Source organism: Nocardiopsis deserti, assembly GCF_008638355.1.
Lineage (GTDB): Bacteria > Actinomycetota > Actinomycetes > Streptosporangiales > Streptosporangiaceae > Nocardiopsis > Nocardiopsis alborubida.
On sequence record NZ_VWVS01000030.1, the window covers coordinates 1 to 15,623 of the forward strand.

The window sequence follows — 15,623 nt, forward strand, 5'->3', positions numbered from 1 at the left end:
GTCACGCAACACGCCAACGGCATTTCTGCTCAGTTCGCCGCGTGGGGGAGGGCCGTACGGCGTTGTCCACAGGAGGAACCCGGGGCTGGTGCGCGCGCCCGGCCCCGGGTTGACTGGATGTATTCCGGATGCTGCTGAAGGACCCCTTCGCCTGCGCGGCCGCCGTGGTCCTGGTGGTGCTGGCCGCGGTCGCGGTGGTCGGCCCGTTCCTGCTCGGCGGCCTCGCCACCCAGCAGAACCTGCGCGCGGTCAACCTGCCGCCGTTCACCCTGGACAACGGCTGGGCGTTCGTGCTCGGCAGCGACTCGCTGGGCCGCAGCGTCGCGGCGCGGCTGATCGTCGCCGCGCGCACCACCTTCGCCGTGGCGGTCCCCGCCGTGCTCGTCTCCTTCGTGGTGGGCTCGGCCTGGGGGATGTGGGCCGGCTACCACCGGGGCTGGCGCGAGAGCGTGTCGATGCGGATCGCCGACGTGATCCTCAGCTTCCCCTCGCTGCTGCTCGCGGTCGTCGTGCTCTACGTGTTCTCGCCCAGCATCGCCACCATCGTCCTCGTCCTGGCGGTCGCCCGCGTCCCGATCTACCTGCGCACCGCCCGCGCGGAGTCGGCCGAGCTGCGCACCCGCCTGTTCGTGGACGCGGCCCGCACCTTCGGGACCCGCAGCGGGAGCATCATCCGGCGCCACGTCGCGCCGACCGTGATGCCCACCCTGCTCACCGTCGCCACGCTCGACTTCTGCTTCGTGATGCTCACGGAGTCGTCGCTGAGCTTCCTGGGCATCGGCATCCAGCCGCCCGACCTGAGCTGGGGGCTGATGGTGGCCCAGGGGCGCCAGGAACTCCAGACGGCCTGGTGGATCGCGGTCCTCCCGGGCCTGGCCATCATCATGACGACCATCTCGGCCACCACCCTGGCCTCCTGGGCCAGGCTGGCGACCGACCCCGCCCAGAGGTGGCGGCTGACCGTGCCGCGCGGCAGGCGCCGCGCGCCCGTCCGCAAGGCAGAGGAGGCAGCGCATTGAACGCGGTGCAGGAGAGTCCCGCCCGGGTGAGGTCCCCGCAGCCCGCGGCGATGGAGGTGGACGGCCTCTCGGTCGACATCCGCACCCCCGAGGGGGTCGCGCACGCCGTACGCGACGTCAGCTTCGCCGTGGACTCCGGCCAGACGCTGGCCCTGCTGGGCGAGTCCGGGTGCGGCAAGAGCATGACGGCCAAGGCGATCGCGGGTCTGCTCGACCCGGTCGCCGACGTGGTCGGCGGCCAGATCCGCCTGGAGGGGTCCGACCTGCTCGCCCTCGGCGCCCGGGAACGGCGCCGCCTGGCGGGCCCCGGACTGGCCATCGTCTTCCAGGACGCGCTCACCGCGCTGAACCCGGTGTTCACCGTGGGATCGCAGCTCGCCGAGCCCTTCCGCATCCACGAGAGACTGTCGCGCCGCGAGGCCAGGGCCAGGGCGGTCGAACTCATGGAGCGGGTGGGCATCCCCGAGCCCCGCTCCCGGGTCGACGCCTACCCCCACCAGTTCTCGGGCGGTATGCGCCAGCGGCTGCTGATCGCGATGGCGGTGGCCCTGCGCCCCTCGGTGCTGCTCGCCGACGAGCCCACCACCGCCCTCGACGTCACCGTGCAGTCGCAGATCATGGAGCTGCTGCGCGACCTGCGCACCGAGCGGGACATGGCGCTGGTCCTCATCACCCACGACCTCGCGGTCGCCGCCGAGCAGGCCGACCACGTGGCGGTCATGTACGCCGGCGCGGTCGTGGAGACCGGCCCGGTCGGCGAGGTCTTCGGCGCGCCCCGCCACCCCTACACGCGCGGGCTCCTGGCCTCGGTGCCGGGCGGCCAGAGGCGGGGGGAGCCGCTGCGCTTCATCCCCGGCAGCCCGCCCGACCTGAGGGCGATCCCCAGCGGATGCGCGTTCCGCACACGCTGCCCCCTGGCGCGCGAGCGCTGCGCCACCCACCGGCCGGAGCTGGCCGCGACCGACGACGGCCGCGCAGCGGCCTGCCACTACTGGAAGGAGGCGGCCGATGCCTGACACCACGGCACGACCGGCCGGGCCGCTGCTCCAGGCGAGCGGCCTGACCAAGAGCTTCAAAGTCCCCAGGAGCGCGTCGGGCAACACCCGGCTGCGCGCGCTCGACGGGGTCGACCTCACCCTGGAGCGCGGCGAGACGCTGGGGCTGGTGGGGGAGTCGGGCTGCGGCAAGTCCACCCTGGCCCGGGTCCTGCTCATGCTGGAGCGGCCCGACCAGGGCACGCTGCGCTTCGACGGGACCGACCCGTTCACCCTGCGGGGCAAGGAGCTGCTGGCCTGGCGCCGCCGGGTGCAGATGGTCTTCCAGGACCCCTTCGCCTCGCTGAACCCGCGGCTGAACGCCGCCGAACTCATCAGCGAGCCGTGGCGCACCCACCGCGGGCTGGTGCCCCGGGGGGAGCAGCCCGCGCGGGTCCGCCGGTTGCTGGAGATGGTCGGCCTGCGTGCGGGCGACGCCCACCGCTACCCGCAGGAGTTCTCCGGCGGGCAGCGCCAGCGCATCGGGATCGCCCGCGCGCTGGCCCTCGAACCCGACGTCATCGTGTGCGACGAGCCCGTGTCCGCCCTGGACCTGTCCGTGCAGGCCCAGGTGCTGAACCTGCTCGCCGATCTGCAGGGCGACCTCGGCGTCTCCTACGTCTTCATCTCCCACGACCTGTCGGTGGTCAGCCACGTCGCCGACCGCGTGGCGGTGATGTACCTGGGAAGCGTGGTCGAGACGGGCGGCACCGAGGAGATCTTCGAGAACCCGCGCCACCCCTACACGGCGGCGCTGTTGTCCTCGGCCCCGGCCCTGCTCGGTGCGGGAGCGCCCTCACGCGAGCGCATCCTGTTGCGGGGCGAGGTGCCCTCACCGGTGGACCCGCCGTCCGGGTGCCGTTTCCGGACCCGGTGCTGGCGTGCCGAGGACGTGTGCGCCCAGACCGCCCCGCCCGCCCAGGCCCGCCCGGGCCACCCCGGCCACACGGCCGCCTGCCACTTCCCGCTGGAAGCGGCCGCCGCGGGGGCGGGGGCGTCGGGAGGGTGAGGCCCGGGCCGGTGCCCGGTCCCCCCGTCCGGAGTGGTCGGGGGGACCGGGCACCGGCCGTCCGGGGGCTGCGTGGCCGGTCGGTGCCCGAGCAGCTCACCGGGTGACCCCGGTGCGGTGACCGGAACCCCGTCCCCTCCGCCGTGATCTTGTACCTGTAGCGAGTCCGGAGTGCCGACATCGACTATAAGTACAAGATCATCGCAGGTCAGGGACCACGCATCACACAGGTAACGTTTTCGGTCGGCCTCACTACCCCTCGTCCTCCTCCTCACGGATCAGCTTCCCGTAGGCCTCGGCGTCGAGCAGCGCGTCCACCGCTTCCGGGTCCGCGGGCCTGACCAGGAAGAGCCAGCAGTCGTAGGGGTCGTCGTTGACCTGCTCGGGCTCCTCCGCGAGTTCGGTGTTGACCTCGGTGACCTCGCCCCTGAACGGCGCGTAGAACTCCGACACGGCCTTGACCGACTCCACCGTTCCCACCGGTTCCTCGGCGTCGACCCGTGCTCCGACATCGGGCAGCTCCAGAAAGACCACGTCGCCCAGTTGCCGCTGGGCGTAGTCGGTCAGTCCGACGGCGACCGTGCCACCGGACTCGCGGCGGACCCATTCGTGGGACGTGGTGTAGAGCAGGTCGCCCGGGATGCTGGCCATGGCAGGCCCCTTCGTGTCTTTACATGTGCCAAGCGCGATCATCCCTGGTGGGAGACCGGCAAGGCCAGTGTGCTGGACCGGCGGGCGCCCAGGGGCGCCTTTGGCGCAACCGGGGGAGAGGTGTCGGTCCGGCGGTCCCCGGCACACGCCGAAGGCGCGGCGCGGTCGGGCTCCCGCGCAGGGTTCGTCTGTTTCGTCCGGCCCGGGGCGTGCGGGCGCCCGGGAGGAGGGGTGGCCGTCCGCGGTCGGTGTACTGGTCGGTAACCTCGTTGTCGGTCACACCGAACGCACAGGAAGGCGTCCGATGAGCGAGGAACTGTCCGTCCGCCTCGACGGCCACGTCGCCGTCCTGGAGATCCACCGGCCGCCCAACAACCACTTCGACCACGCCGTCCTCAAGGAGTTGGCGGACACCGCCGAGGAGCTGGTCGCCACCGGGGACCGCCGCGCCCTCGTGGTGTGCTCGGAGGGGAAGAACTTCTGCGCCGGGGTGGACTTCGCGGCGGGCGGGGTCGGCGACACCCCGGTCCGGACCCTCGGCGCCATCTACGGCGAGGCGCTGCGCCTGTTCTCCCTGCCGGTGCCCGTGGTCGCCGCCGTCCAGGGCGCGGCGGTGGGCGGCGGCCTGGGCCTGGCCTGCGCGGCGGACTTCCGGGTGGCCGCGCCCTCCACCCGCTTCCACGCCAACTTCGGGCTCCTGGGCCTGCACCAGGGCTTCGGGCTGAGCGTGTCCCTGCCCGCGGTCGTCGGCCGACAGAAGGCCGCCGACATGTTCTACACCGCCCGCCGGGTGACCGGCACCGAGGCCCACGCCATCGGCCTGGCCGACATGCTGGTGGACGAGGACACCCTGCGGCGGGCGGCCGTGGACCACGCCCACCGCATCGCCGCCTCCGCCCCGCTGGCCGTGCGCTCGATGAAGGCCACGCTCCGCGCCGACCTGCTCGCCGCGCTGCCCGCCGCCCTGGACCGGGAGATCGTGGAGCAGGTCGGGCTGCTCGGCACCAAGGACCACGAGGCCGGGGTCAGCGCCTCCCTCGCCCGGGTCAGGCCCGCCTTCAGCGGGGAGTAGCCGACTCCGGATTCCCGCCCCCACGGCGGCTGCCGGTCACTACACTGGACGAACTCGAAGCAGCGTGCGGACAGGGGGTCCCGATGGGCGCACCCGATGTGACGGCGTCCACCCAGTGGTGGCAGGGGCTCAACGCGGCCAAGGCCACCTCCACCCCCGCCGACCGGGTCCGGTCCCTGGTCAGGGAGCACCAGCGCTGGTATCCCAAGGCCGACGTGGCGTTGCTGAGCCGGGCCTACGCCGTCGCCGAGCACCTGCACAAGGAGCAGAGGCGCAAGAGCGGCGAGCCGTTCATCATCCACCCGGTGGCCGTGGCCACCATCCTCGCCGAGATGGGCCTGGACACCGCGACGCTGGTCGCCGCGCTCCTGCACGACACGGTGGAGGACACCCCCTTCAGCCTGGCCCACCTCGCGGCGGAGTTCGGGACCGAGGTCGGCGTCATGGTGGACGGCGTCACCAAGGTGGACCGGTCCATGTACGGCAGCGCGGCCGCGGGGGAAACCTTCCGCAAGATGGTGGTGGCCGCCCGCGACGACCTGCGCGTGCTGCTGATCAAGCTCGCCGACCGGCTCCACAACCTGCGCACCCTCCAGTTCCAGCCCCCGCACAAGCGCGTCAAGATCGCCCAGGGCACCCGGGAGCTCCTCATCCCCCTCGCGGAGCGGCTGGGCGTGTACCGGCTCAAGCGCGACCTGGAGGACCTGTGCTTCGAGTACCTGGAGGGGGAGGACTTCGAGCGGGTCAGCACCCGGGTGGCCAGGGTCCGCGAGAACTCCGCCCACGAGGTCGACGCGCTCCGCGTCTCCCTGCGCGACGGCCTGGCCTCCTTCCGCGTCAAGGCGCAGGTGGAGGTGCGCTCCCGCCACCCGTACTCGGTGTTCACCTCCGGCACCGGCCTGACCGGTGATCCCGATCCGCTGGACACCGTCCGGTACGTGGTCGTGGTCAAGGGGGACGAGCGCAACGCCTACCTGGCCCTGGGGGCGGTCCACGGGAGGTGGAAGCCCTATCCGGCGAAGTTCCGCGACTTCATCGCCACCCCCCGGTACAACCTGTACCGGGCGCTGCACACCACCGTCCTCACCGAGTCCGGCCGCCGCGTGCAGATCATCATCTGCGACTCCCACGCCCAGCAGGTCTCCGAGTACGGCATCATCGCCGACATCCGCCAGGCCACCGGCAGGGACGGCCGCCTGACGACCGAGCGCACCACCGACCCGGAGTGGCTGACGAGGCTGCTCGGGTGGCAGGAGCAGGCCACGGCCGAGGAACTGCTGGAGGGCGCGCGCACCGACCTGGCCGACAGCATCACCGTGCTCACCGGGCAGGGCGAGGTCCTCACCCTGCCCGAGGGGGCCACACCGGTCGACGTGGCCTACGCGCTCGGCGCCGACACCGGCGACCGCTACTCGGCGGCGGCCATCGACGGCCGCCTGGTCAGTCCCGCGACCCGGGTCCGCGAGGGGGACACGGTGCACGTCATCACCAAGGCCGAACCCTCGCCGGACCGCGCGTGGCTGGAGTCGGTCAGGACCGGCAGGGCACGGGTCGCCATCGCCGCCTGGCACCGCACGCGCGCCCACGAGCAGGCGGAGCACACCGGCCGGGAGAGGATGATCGCCCTGGTGGGGGAGGACCGGCTCATCGAGGCCGAGTCGTCGGGGGCGATGACCGGGGTGGCGCGCCGTTCGGGCTACCCGTCCCTGGAGGAGCTCTACGTGGCCCTGGGGTACGAGCAGGTCAGCTCCGAGGACGTGGCCGCCCTCCTGCCCGCGTCGGCCTGACGGAGGTTCGGCTCGGTGCCGACCCGCACCGGGGATGCCGAACTCCGGCTCCGATTCCCGGTTGAACCGCGTGTGCCGGGCACCCCGGTGGTTCAGGGGTGCCCGGTGCGGTTACGGCTGACGCGTTTTGAGGGTGGTGAGGAGGCTGGTCCACTCGGGGGTGGTGAAGTGGAGGTGGCCGAGTTCGCGGTTCTGGGTGTCGCGCATCCAGGTTTCGGTCTGGCCTTCGGCAACTTCCACGCAGTTGTTGTTGACCCCGCTGCTGTAGCTGCTCTTGTGCCACTCACGGTTGCTCATCAAGTTCTCCCTGTACCTGTCGAACCAGCTCACAGCTGTCGCTGGTCGACAGTGCTTCCGATTGGATGGCCCCGAAGAGGCTGGCGCAGTAACGCACCTGCTCCACATCATCGATGATCAAATCATCGACCACGTACTCGGCCGTGACGACCATCGGACCTGGGGACCGGCCTCACGCCGCTTCTGGGCCCTCCATCTCGGCCCGCACCGCGTCGCGCCGCTGCGAGCGACCACACCGCAACTGCTGGACGCGGCCATCCGCGCCACCGAGCGCGAGCTCCGGTCCCTCCGGCCGTGAGCGTGGGTGGGGGAACCGTGACGCGCACCCCTCCGGGCCGCAGAGATCCGTTCTGACGGGTTGACCGCTTCCGGCCCCTGACCGCCGTGGGCGGCACCCGTGACAGGCGCCGCCCACGGTCGTGCTTCCCGCAGCCGGGAGCGCAGGGGGAGTCCGCTCCCGACCCCGGGGGACAACGGGTGCCGGACGGCTCAGGCCCTGCCGGTGACGCGCGGGCGGCCGACGGCGTAACCGTACTGTTCGGGCCAACGCGACTCCGCGCCCAGCTCCTCGGCGGCGCGGTGGGCCCAGTAGGGCTCGCGCAGCAGCTGCCGTCCCAGGAACACCGCGTCGGCGCGGCCCGAGGCGACGATCTCCTCGGCCTGGGCGGGTTCGGTGATCGCTCCGACCGCGCCGGTGGGCAGGCCGGTGGCGCCGCGGACCTGCTCGGCGAAGGGCACCTGGTAGTTCGGGCCCACGGGGATGCGGGCGTCGGCGACCAGGCCGCCGGTGGACACGTCGAGCAGGTCCACGCCCCGGGCCTGGAGCTCCTTGGCGAGCAGGACGGTGTCCTCGCCGGTCCAGCCCTCGCGCTCGTCGGCCTCGTTCTCCGACAGCCAGTCGGTGGCCGAGGTGCGGAAGAGCACCGGCAGGTGCTCGGGCCACACCTCGCGCACGGCCTCGACGACCTCCAGCGGGAAGCGCATCCGGTTCTCGGGGCTGCCGCCGTACTCGTCGGTGCGGTGGTTGGTGGCGGGCGACAGGAAGGAGTGCAGCAGGTAGCCGTGCGCGCCGTGCACCTCGACCACCTGGAACCCGGCGGCCAGCGCCCGCTCGGCCGAGGCCGCGAAGTCGCGGACCAGCTGCCGGATCCCGTCGGCGGTCAGCTCGACCGGCGCGTGGTAGCCGGGGAAGGCCTCGGAGCCCGGCCCCACTGTCGGCCAGCCCCCCTCGGACTCGGGGACGGGCCGGTCGCCCCGCCAGGGCTTGTCCACCGAGGCCTTGCGCCCGGCGTGGGCGAGCTGGATGGCCGGTACCGCGCCGTGGGCGCTGATCGCCGCGGTCACACGCTTGAAGGCCTCCTGCTGGCGGCTGTTCCACAGCCCCAGGTCCCAGGGGCTGATCCTCCCGTCGGGCCGCACGCCGGTGGCCTCGACCATGACCAGGCCGGCCCCGCCCGCGGCCCGGTCGGCCAGGTGCGCGAGGTGGAAGTCGGTCGGGGCGCCGGTGTCGGGCCCCTCGGAGGCGGCCGAGTACATGCACATCGGGGACATCCACACGCGGTTGGGGATCTCCAGCGACCTCAGCTTCAAGGGGGTGAACAGCGTGCTCAAGGGGTGTCCTTCCGTCTGCGGCACGGGGTCGGCGTCCATCGGGGAGCGGGCCGGCGCACGGTGGCCGGGCTCTAATACGATGAATGCCGTACTACGGTAAGCAACGTACTACGAAGATTGTCAAACTACGACCGCCCTCGTACTTTGTGGTGGAAGTCGCACGGCGCACGACAGCGGAGGTCATGGCATGCCCGGCAGGGAACGAAGGACCGCAAGCGGTCGGCAGCTGGAACACCCGCCGGCGGAGGAGATCCGGGTGGAGACGGTCATGCACGCCCTGGCCGACCCCGTGCGCCTGCGCATCGTGCGCGAACTGGCCCGGGGGCACGACGACATGGCCTGCATCGCCTTCGAGCTGCCGGTGAGCAAGTCCACCTCCACCCACCACTTCCGCGTTCTGCGCGAGGCGGGCGTCATCCGCCAGTACTACGAGGGCACCTCGCGCATGAGCTGTCTGCGCGAGGAGGACCTCCGCGCGCGCATGCCCGGCCTCCTGGAGGCGGTCCTGCGCGCCGCGCGCATCGCCGAGGGCGACGCCGCCAGCGCGCCCGACGAGGACGACCCCTCCGAAGCCACGGCTGGGAGGAGCCCCTCCGGCACGGTGCCCTGAGGCCGGACCGGAGGGGCAGGAAGGGCCGGAGGGAAGGCGGTGCCGGTCCCAGGCCGCGGGCCAGCCCGGCCGGTCCCGCCTCCGGGGAGCCAGCGCCGCAACCGCGTTCCCGGCGGCAGGAAGGCGCCACCATCGAGAGGCGCCGGAGGACGGCCCGGCGCCCCCAGCCGCGCGGGGAGAACTCAGCCCACGGCGCGGCGCCCCGCGTCCGGGGCGCCGAGGGCGGCGCGCGCGGCCGCCGCGGCCCCCGCGTCGGCGGCGATCAGGTCCGCGTTGAGCACGGCTCCCGCCTGCGTCCCCGACGCGGCCGCGGTCGGGACGTTCGCCATCACGTCGGCGACGTTGCCCGCCGCCCACACCCCCTCGACGCCGGTGAACCCGCCCGTCTCGACAGCCAGCTGCACGCCCATCCCCGTCGGGTGCTCCGTCAACTCCAGCCCCAGGTCGGCGAGGAAGTCCGCGCGGGCCGCGAACCGCGGCGCCACCGCCAGGGTGTCCACCGCGAACTCCTTCCCGGAGGCCAGGCGCACGCCCGCCAGCCTGTCCCGGCCGTCGATCTCCAGGCCGCTGACCTCGCCGTCGACCACCCCGACGCCCAGCGCGGCCAGCTGCTCCCACTGCTCGTCGGTCAGGTCGGCGCCGGTGTGCCGGAACAGCGTCACCCGTGACGACAGCTGCCGGAACATCAGCGCCTGGTGGAACGCCCCCGGTCCGGTCCCCAGTACGCCGACGGCCGTGTCGCGCACCTCCCAGCCGTGGCAGTACACGCAGTGCACCACGTCCCGCCCCCACAGCCGCGCGAGGCCGGGGAGGTCGGGCAGTTCGTCCACCAGCCCCGTGGTCAACAGCAACCGCCGGGTCACCGCGCGGCCCCCGTCCTCGGTGCCCACCACCAGGTTCCCGTCCTCCCGGCGCACGCCCGCGACGCGGCCGGACACGATCCGCCCGCCGTAGGAGGCGACCTCCTCGCGCCCCAGCCCGAGCAGTTCCAGCGGCGGGATCCCGTCCCGGGACAGCAGGCCGTGCGCTCCGGCGGCCGGGGCGTTGCGCGGTTCCCCGGCGTCGACGACCAGGACCGACCGGCGGACCCGGGCCAGCGTCAGCGCGGCCGACAGGCCCGCCACACCGCCCCCGACCACGACGACGTCCCACGGCTCACCGGACGCCCGTACCAACTCGTTCTCGTTCATACCGCCACGATGCGGCCCCGGCGCCGCATGCGCAAAGTTCTTTGCCGTTCCGGCAAAACCCTGGCCGGTCGCGGACGCCGCGCGCCGGACCGCGGGCTCAGTCCTCCTCCGGAGTGAGCAGCCCGCGTCGAAACCCCTCCGCCACCGCCGCCGCACGGTCGTTGACGCCGAGCTTGCCGTACACGTGCAGCACGTGGGTCTTGACCGTGGCCTCGCTGATGAACAGACGCGCAGCGGCCTCGCGGTTCGTGGAGCCCCGGGCGATGAGGCGCAGGATCTCCAGTTCCCGGTCGCTCAGGGGCGTCGGTGGAGTCCGGACCCGCCCCAGCAGCCGGGCGGCCACGGCCGGGGAGAGCACGGACTCCCCGCGCGCGGCCATCCGCACGGCGCGCATGAGTTCCTCGGGCAGTGCGTCCTTGAGCAGGTAGCCGGTCGCTCCGGCCTCGATGGCCGGGCCCACGTCGCTGTCGGTGGCGTAGGTGGTCAGCACCAGGACACGGGAGGACACGCCCGCCCCTGCCAGCTCCCGGATCGCGGCCACGCCGCCCGTCCCCGGCATACGCAGGTCCATGAGGATCACGTCGGGCTCCAGCGCCCGGGCCAGCTCGACGGCCCGCGCGCCCTCGCACGCCTCGCCGACCACCTCGAACCCCGGCTCGCTGTTGAACAGGCCGCGGATGCCGTCACGGACCACGGGATGGTCGTCGGCGATCAGCAGCCGGACGGGGGGATCACTCACGGGGGGCCTCTCGTGCGAGGGCGGGGACGGACGCGCTGACCGCCGTCCCGGCGCCGGGTTCGGACTCGATCTCCAGGGTGCCCGCCACGCGGGCCAGGCGCTGCCGCATCGATGTCAGCCCGAAGCCTCCGCCCGGAACGAGGGAAACGGTACCTGTGTCAGCACCACCGGTTCCGCCAGCACCACCTGAGTCCTCAGTGCCATCGGCACCACCACAACCGCTTCGGCCGAGGAGCGCGGGGTCGAAACCGCTCCCGTCGTCGCGCACGTCGAGGGCGACCCTGTCCTCCATGTAGGACAGGGTCACTCCCACCCGCCTCGCCCCGGCGTGCTTGGCGACGTTGGTCAGCGCCTCCTGCCCGGCCCGCAGCAGAGCCGCCGCGACCTCCGCGTGCAGTGGTCTGGCCGTGCCGGTGACCGTGAACTCGGCGTGCACCCCGTGCAGCACCGACCACTCCGCGGCGATCCCGGCCAGCGCACCGGACAGCGTTGCCTCCTCCAAGGGGGCCGGCTCCAACGCGTGCACGGACCGTCGCGCCTCGGCCAGGTTCTCTCGGGCCAGCCGTGTGGCGTTGGCGACCCGCGTGCGCCACACCGAGGGGTCCTTGTCGGCGTCCCGAGCCCGCTCGGCGGCCTGGAGCTGGGCGATGACGCCCGCCAGCCCCTGGGCGAGGGTGTCGTGGATCTCCCGGGCCATGCGCTGGCGCTCGTCGTGCACCCCGGCCTCGCGAGCCTGAACCAGCAGCTGGGCGTGCAGGCCCTCGTTCTCCCGGATGGTCTCCCGCAGCCGCTCCACCATCCGCTCGCGCTCGGCACTGCGCTCCGCCGTGACCTCGCCGAAGTGGCTGAACACGCTGACCACCACGACGATGGTGGCGGTGAAGACGAGGTAGAGCAGCACCGAGGCCATGGTCGGGGCGGGCGGTCCGCCCATGTAGGCCGTGATGGAGACGGTGGCGGTGGCGGCCACCCCGACGTAGCGCCACGCGCCGCGCAGCAGTTGCCAGGAGTGGACGTAGCCGGTGAAGGCGAAGAAGCCCGCGAACCAGGTGCTGTGCGCACTCAGCACCGCGATGAGCATCACCAGACAGGCGAGGTAGGCGGCCATCGCGACCGGACGCGAGGCCCACCCGGGGAACAGGCCCGTCGCGGTCCACATCAGGGCCGCGGCGGACACGGCCAGGGCCAGGATCTCCAGGCGTTCGCCCCAGGCCCCGTCCTCGGTGAGCAGCGCCAGGACCGTGGAGACGAGCAGCAGGAGGTAGGGCACTGCCGCCGTGAGGCGGAGCACCCGCTCCTCACGCAGGCCCAGAGGGCGCTCAGAGGGCGTCTGCATGGTCACTCCCAGCGGAAGACCCTGGCCGCGACGAGACTGAGGACCACCGCGTACGCGGCCATCGCGGCCATGAGCAGAGGTTGGAGGGCCGCGCCGGACCAGACATCGTGGAAGCTCTGCCTCACAGCGCCGAAGGGGGTGTACTCACCGATCCGGGCCACGATAGCGGGCAGCTGATCCGCGGGTTGCATGAGCCCGCCCAGGTAGGCCAGCGGGAAGTACAGCAGCACGCCCACACCGTTGGCCGATCGCCCGTTCGGGGCGAGGGCGGCGATGAGCAGGCCGACGGAGAACATGGCGGCCGTGCCCAGCAGGAAGACCGCCAGGAACGGCGGTACCCGGGGCATGTGGGCGCCGAGGACGCCTACCCCCACGCCGATCAGCAGCCCGGCCGTGACCACGATGAGCGCGAACTGGAGGAGCAGCTGTACGGCGAGCATGTTCCCCGGGCGCATGGGCGTGGTGGAGAGCCTGCGCAGGATGCCCCGCTCCCGGTAGGTGGCCAGGGTGGTGGGCAGCATGTACAGGCCCACCAGCCCGATGGCGATGGTCAGCGCTATCGGCACCAGGACGGTGTCGCCCTCGGTGATCGAACTGCCGAAGACCATGAGGATGAACAGGGGGATGAGCAGGGTGAAGACGGCCCCGGGTTCGCGTGTGAGCAGCTTGGTCTCGACGGTGGTGAGTTTGGCGAGGGTGTTCATGGGGTGCGGATTCCTTGGTGCGGTGCTGGACGGGAACGGCGGTACGAGGGGGCGTTCGGGGCCGGGCGTCGGACTCAGGTGTGCAGGGAGCGGCCGGTCAGGGCGAGGAAGGCGTCGTCCAGGGTGCGCTTGTCGACGCGCAGATCCGAGACGAGGACGTGCTCGCGTGCCAGGGCGGCGGTCACGGCCGTGGCGAAGTCCCCTCTGCCCGTCACCAGGACCTGGTCGCCGGTGAGCGTCACGCCGGACACCCCCGGCAGACCGCCCAGCAGGTGGTTCGGTTCGGTGCCGTCCCGGTTCATCAGGCGAAAGCGCATCCGGTGTTCGGCACCGGCGCCCCCGATCAGGCCCGCCGGGCTGTCGAGCGCCACGATGCCGCCCCGGTCCAGGATCGCGACCCGGTCGCACAGCTCCTCCACCTCGTCCATGAAGTGGCTGACCAGCACCACGGTCACGCCGTTGGCGCGGACCCGCTTGACCAGCTCCCAGGTGGCCCGGCGCGCCTGCGGGTCGAGTCCGGCGGTGAGCTCGTCCAGGAAGGCCACGCGGGGGTCTCCCACCAGGGCCAGGGCGATGAACAGCCGCTGCTTCTGGCCGCCGGAGAGCCTGCCGAAGCGCGCGTTGCGCTTGTCGGCCAGACCCCACTCCTCCAGCAGCTCCCGCCAGTCGCGCGGCCTGGCGTAGAAGGAGGCGTACAGGTCCAGGACCTCCCAGACCCTGATGTTCTCGGGGAGCTGGGTGTGCTGGAGCTGCACGCCGATGCGCTCGCGCAGCTCCCGGCTCTGCCGGAGCGGATCGAACCCGAGGACGCGGACCCTCCCGGAGTCGGGGCGGCGCAGCCCCTCCACGCACTCCACGGCGGTGGTCTTGCCCGCGCCGTTGGGGCCGAGGATTCCGAAGACCTCGCCCTCCTCCACGGAGAAGGACACGCGGTCCAGGACGGTGTGGTCGCCGTAGCCCTTGCTGAGGTCGGTGACGTCGATGACTGCCATGCCTCCCAGCCTGGTCCGCGTGCGCTCGTTTCGGATCGCCCGTGCGGCCACCGTCCGGCGCCGATGGTGCCGACCCCGGGGGTCAACCGAACGGTGGACGCCGGGATGAGCGGGCGGGAGCGGTGGACGGTCGGCAGGTGCGCGACGGGTTCAGGTCGACGTGCGGCGGAGGGCACCCCGTCGCCCCGGACGGGACTCCCCGCTCTCCGTCCGGCCCCGCCACCGCGGGCGGGCCCGGGCACGGGCCCCGGGACGTCGCCTCTTTGCCCTGCGGTGGTATTTCGCGTCCGCCGTCCGGGTAGCCGACGGGAGTCCGTCGCACCAGCACGCCAAACACGGGGAGAAACCATGGCCGACCTCAACCCCATCGAACTCCAGAAGGCGCTCAAGGGAGCCGACTACCCCGCCAGCCGCGACGACCTGGTGTCGCTGGCGAAGGGCAACGGCGCGGGCGACGACCTGGTCCAGAAGCTCTCCGACGCCGGTACGAGCCGGTTCGACGGCCCCGACGACGTGCAGAGGGCCCTCTTCGGAAAGTAGCGGCGGCCCACGCACGGGGCCGCGGGGAGCCGCTGACCCGCGCGGCTCCCGGCGGCCCCCTCAACAGCCACCGGGCCCCGCCTCCGGGTTCGACACGGTCGCCTCCGAGTCCTCCAAACCCCCGCCTTCGCCGCGAACCCCCTCCCCGCCGCTCAGGAGTGGGAGAGCGCGAAGGAGACCAGGAACCCGCAGACGGTGATGGCTCCGATGGCCAGGTGGGTGTCCTCGAAGGCCTCGGGGATCATCGTGTCGGCGATCATGGCCAGGATGGCCCCGGCCGCCACGGCCGTCACCGCCGCCACCACGAACGCGGGCAGTCCGCCCACCACTGCGTAGCCCACCATGGCGGAGACCATGCTGGCGGCGGCGATCGCCCCCCACACGCCGAAGACGTACCCCTTGCCGCGGCCCGCCCGCCGCATGCCCGCCGAACTGGACAGCCCCTCGGGGATGTTGCTGATGAACACCGCGGCCACGGTCACGACGCTGACCGCGCCGCCCTGGGCCAGGCCGACGCCGATGACCGCCGACTCCGGAACGCCGTCCAGCAGCGCCCCCAGCGCCAGCGCGAGGCCCGACCCGGCCTGCTGTCCCTCTGTCGGCTGCTCCCTGGGCCGGCCGGACCGCTTGCGGTGCCGCGCTCCCCGCCGGGCCAGCACGATGTTGCCCGCGGTGTAGGCGGCCGCGCCCGCGAGGGTGCCGACCACCGTCGGAAGGAGCCCGGCCTCCGCGTGCGCCTCGGCGATCAGTTCGAAGGAGACCGCCGACAGCAGCACTCCGGCGCCGAAGGCCATCACCGAGGCGATCACCAGGCGCGGGATCTTCAGGGCGTACCCCAGCACAGCGCCCGCCAGCAGCGCGGACCCCGCCAACAACCCCCAGGCACCCGCCTCCACCACTCCCGCCATGCCCTTCCCCCTCCGCCGCCGGGCGCACGGACGGCCCGAGCGCCTCCCCTCTACGGGTGGTAGCAGGAGGAGGGACCGCGGGCCGCGCGGCGTTCCGGCGCGCCGCGGATCGGATCGCGGCGGC

17 protein-coding genes are annotated in these 15,623 nt (G+C 72.9%); 7 read left to right on the top strand and 10 right to left on the bottom strand.

Annotated features, from left to right (window positions below):
• The first annotated feature begins 128 nt into the window (after window positions 1–128).
• Genes FYW99_RS29790 through FYW99_RS29800 form a run of 3 tightly spaced genes read left to right on the top strand, consistent with a single transcriptional unit; the run spans window position 129 to window position 3,062 of the window.
• Window positions 129–1,019, top strand: a complete 891-nt coding sequence (locus FYW99_RS29790; protein ID WP_223839783.1) for an ABC transporter permease — start codon at window positions 129–131, stop codon at window positions 1,017–1,019.
• Between the two features lie 5 nt (window positions 1,020–1,024).
• Window positions 1,025–2,035: an ABC transporter ATP-binding protein gene (locus tag FYW99_RS29795; protein ID WP_223839791.1), complete on the top strand. Its 1,011-nt coding sequence runs from the start codon at window positions 1,025–1,027 to the stop codon at window positions 2,033–2,035.
• Complete coding sequence (locus FYW99_RS29800; protein ID WP_150255593.1) at window positions 2,028–3,062, top strand: ABC transporter ATP-binding protein; 1,035 nt, start codon at window positions 2,028–2,030, stop codon at window positions 3,060–3,062. Before FYW99_RS29795 ends, FYW99_RS29800 begins: the two co-directional genes overlap by 8 nt.
• Window positions 3,063–3,314: 252 nt before the next feature.
• On the opposite strand, the gene gcvH is transcribed toward FYW99_RS29800, so the two are convergent.
• Window positions 3,315–3,713 (bottom strand): glycine cleavage system protein GcvH, encoded by a 399-nt coding sequence (gene gcvH, locus FYW99_RS29805; RefSeq protein ID WP_150255595.1) that lies wholly within the window; start codon window positions 3,711–3,713, stop codon window positions 3,315–3,317.
• A gap of 304 nt (window positions 3,714–4,017) precedes the next feature.
• Between gcvH and FYW99_RS29810 the strand changes: the two genes are divergently transcribed.
• Together FYW99_RS29810 and FYW99_RS29815 are read left to right on the top strand one after the other, a co-directional pair.
• On the top strand, window positions 4,018–4,785 hold the full coding sequence (locus FYW99_RS29810; protein WP_150255597.1) for an enoyl-CoA hydratase/isomerase family protein: 768 nt from the start codon (window positions 4,018–4,020) through the stop codon (window positions 4,783–4,785).
• Between the two features lie 83 nt (window positions 4,786–4,868).
• Window positions 4,869–6,572, top strand: coding sequence for a RelA/SpoT family protein (locus FYW99_RS29815; protein ID WP_150255599.1), 1,704 nt, complete (start codon window positions 4,869–4,871; stop codon window positions 6,570–6,572).
• Window positions 6,573–6,683: 111 nt separating this feature from the next.
• On the opposite strand, the gene FYW99_RS29820 is transcribed toward FYW99_RS29815, so the two are convergent.
• From FYW99_RS29820 to FYW99_RS29830, 3 genes are all read right to left on the bottom strand, one after another.
• Window positions 6,684–6,869: a DUF397 domain-containing protein gene (locus tag FYW99_RS29820; RefSeq protein WP_150255601.1), complete on the bottom strand. Its 186-nt coding sequence runs from the start codon at window positions 6,867–6,869 to the stop codon at window positions 6,684–6,686.
• Window positions 6,856–7,023: a hypothetical protein gene (locus tag FYW99_RS29825; RefSeq protein WP_190394863.1), complete on the bottom strand. Its 168-nt coding sequence runs from the start codon at window positions 7,021–7,023 to the stop codon at window positions 6,856–6,858. The genes FYW99_RS29820 and FYW99_RS29825 overlap by 14 nt, the downstream gene beginning before the upstream one ends.
• A gap of 335 nt (window positions 7,024–7,358) precedes the next feature.
• Window positions 7,359–8,480: an NADH:flavin oxidoreductase/NADH oxidase gene (locus tag FYW99_RS29830; protein ID WP_150255603.1), complete on the bottom strand. Its 1,122-nt coding sequence runs from the start codon at window positions 8,478–8,480 to the stop codon at window positions 7,359–7,361.
• Between the two features lie 256 nt (window positions 8,481–8,736).
• On the opposite strand from FYW99_RS29830, the gene FYW99_RS29835 reads away from it, so the two are divergent.
• On the top strand, window positions 8,737–9,090 hold the full coding sequence (locus tag FYW99_RS29835; RefSeq protein ID WP_394350386.1) for an ArsR/SmtB family transcription factor: 354 nt from the start codon (window positions 8,737–8,739) through the stop codon (window positions 9,088–9,090).
• Window positions 9,091–9,272: 182 nt separating this feature from the next.
• Here FYW99_RS29835 and FYW99_RS29840 read toward each other — a convergent pair whose 3' ends face one another.
• From FYW99_RS29840 to FYW99_RS29860, 5 genes are all read right to left on the bottom strand, one after another.
• Window positions 9,273–10,280: an NAD(P)/FAD-dependent oxidoreductase gene (locus tag FYW99_RS29840; protein ID WP_150255607.1), complete on the bottom strand. Its 1,008-nt coding sequence runs from the start codon at window positions 10,278–10,280 to the stop codon at window positions 9,273–9,275.
• A 97-nt stretch (window positions 10,281–10,377) separates the two neighbouring features.
• Window positions 10,378–11,019 carry a response regulator gene (locus FYW99_RS29845; RefSeq protein WP_150255609.1) on the bottom strand — a complete coding sequence of 214 codons (642 nt, stop codon included), beginning with the start codon at window positions 11,017–11,019 and terminating at the stop codon, window positions 10,378–10,380.
• Complete coding sequence (locus FYW99_RS29850) at window positions 11,012–12,355, bottom strand: sensor histidine kinase (RefSeq protein ID WP_150255611.1); 1,344 nt, start codon at window positions 12,353–12,355, stop codon at window positions 11,012–11,014. The genes FYW99_RS29845 and FYW99_RS29850 overlap by 8 nt, the downstream gene beginning before the upstream one ends.
• Before the next feature lie 2 nt (window positions 12,356–12,357).
• On the bottom strand, window positions 12,358–13,059 hold the full coding sequence (locus FYW99_RS29855; RefSeq protein ID WP_150255613.1) for an ABC transporter permease: 702 nt from the start codon (window positions 13,057–13,059) through the stop codon (window positions 12,358–12,360).
• Window positions 13,060–13,133: 74 nt separating this feature from the next.
• A complete protein-coding gene (locus tag FYW99_RS29860) occupies window positions 13,134–14,051 on the bottom strand; it encodes an ABC transporter ATP-binding protein (protein WP_150255616.1) in 918 nt (305 codons plus the stop codon).
• Window positions 14,052–14,399: 348 nt separating this feature from the next.
• Between FYW99_RS29860 and FYW99_RS29865 the strand changes: the two genes are divergently transcribed.
• Window positions 14,400–14,591, top strand: coding sequence for a DUF2795 domain-containing protein (locus tag FYW99_RS29865; RefSeq protein WP_150255618.1), 192 nt, complete (start codon window positions 14,400–14,402; stop codon window positions 14,589–14,591).
• 152 nt (window positions 14,592–14,743) lie between these two features.
• Here the strand turns inward: FYW99_RS29865 and FYW99_RS29870 are convergent, their stop codons facing one another.
• Window positions 14,744–15,499 (bottom strand): ZIP family metal transporter, encoded by a 756-nt coding sequence (locus FYW99_RS29870; RefSeq protein WP_150255620.1) that lies wholly within the window; start codon window positions 15,497–15,499, stop codon window positions 14,744–14,746.
• Window positions 15,500–15,623: the final 124 nt, after the last annotated feature.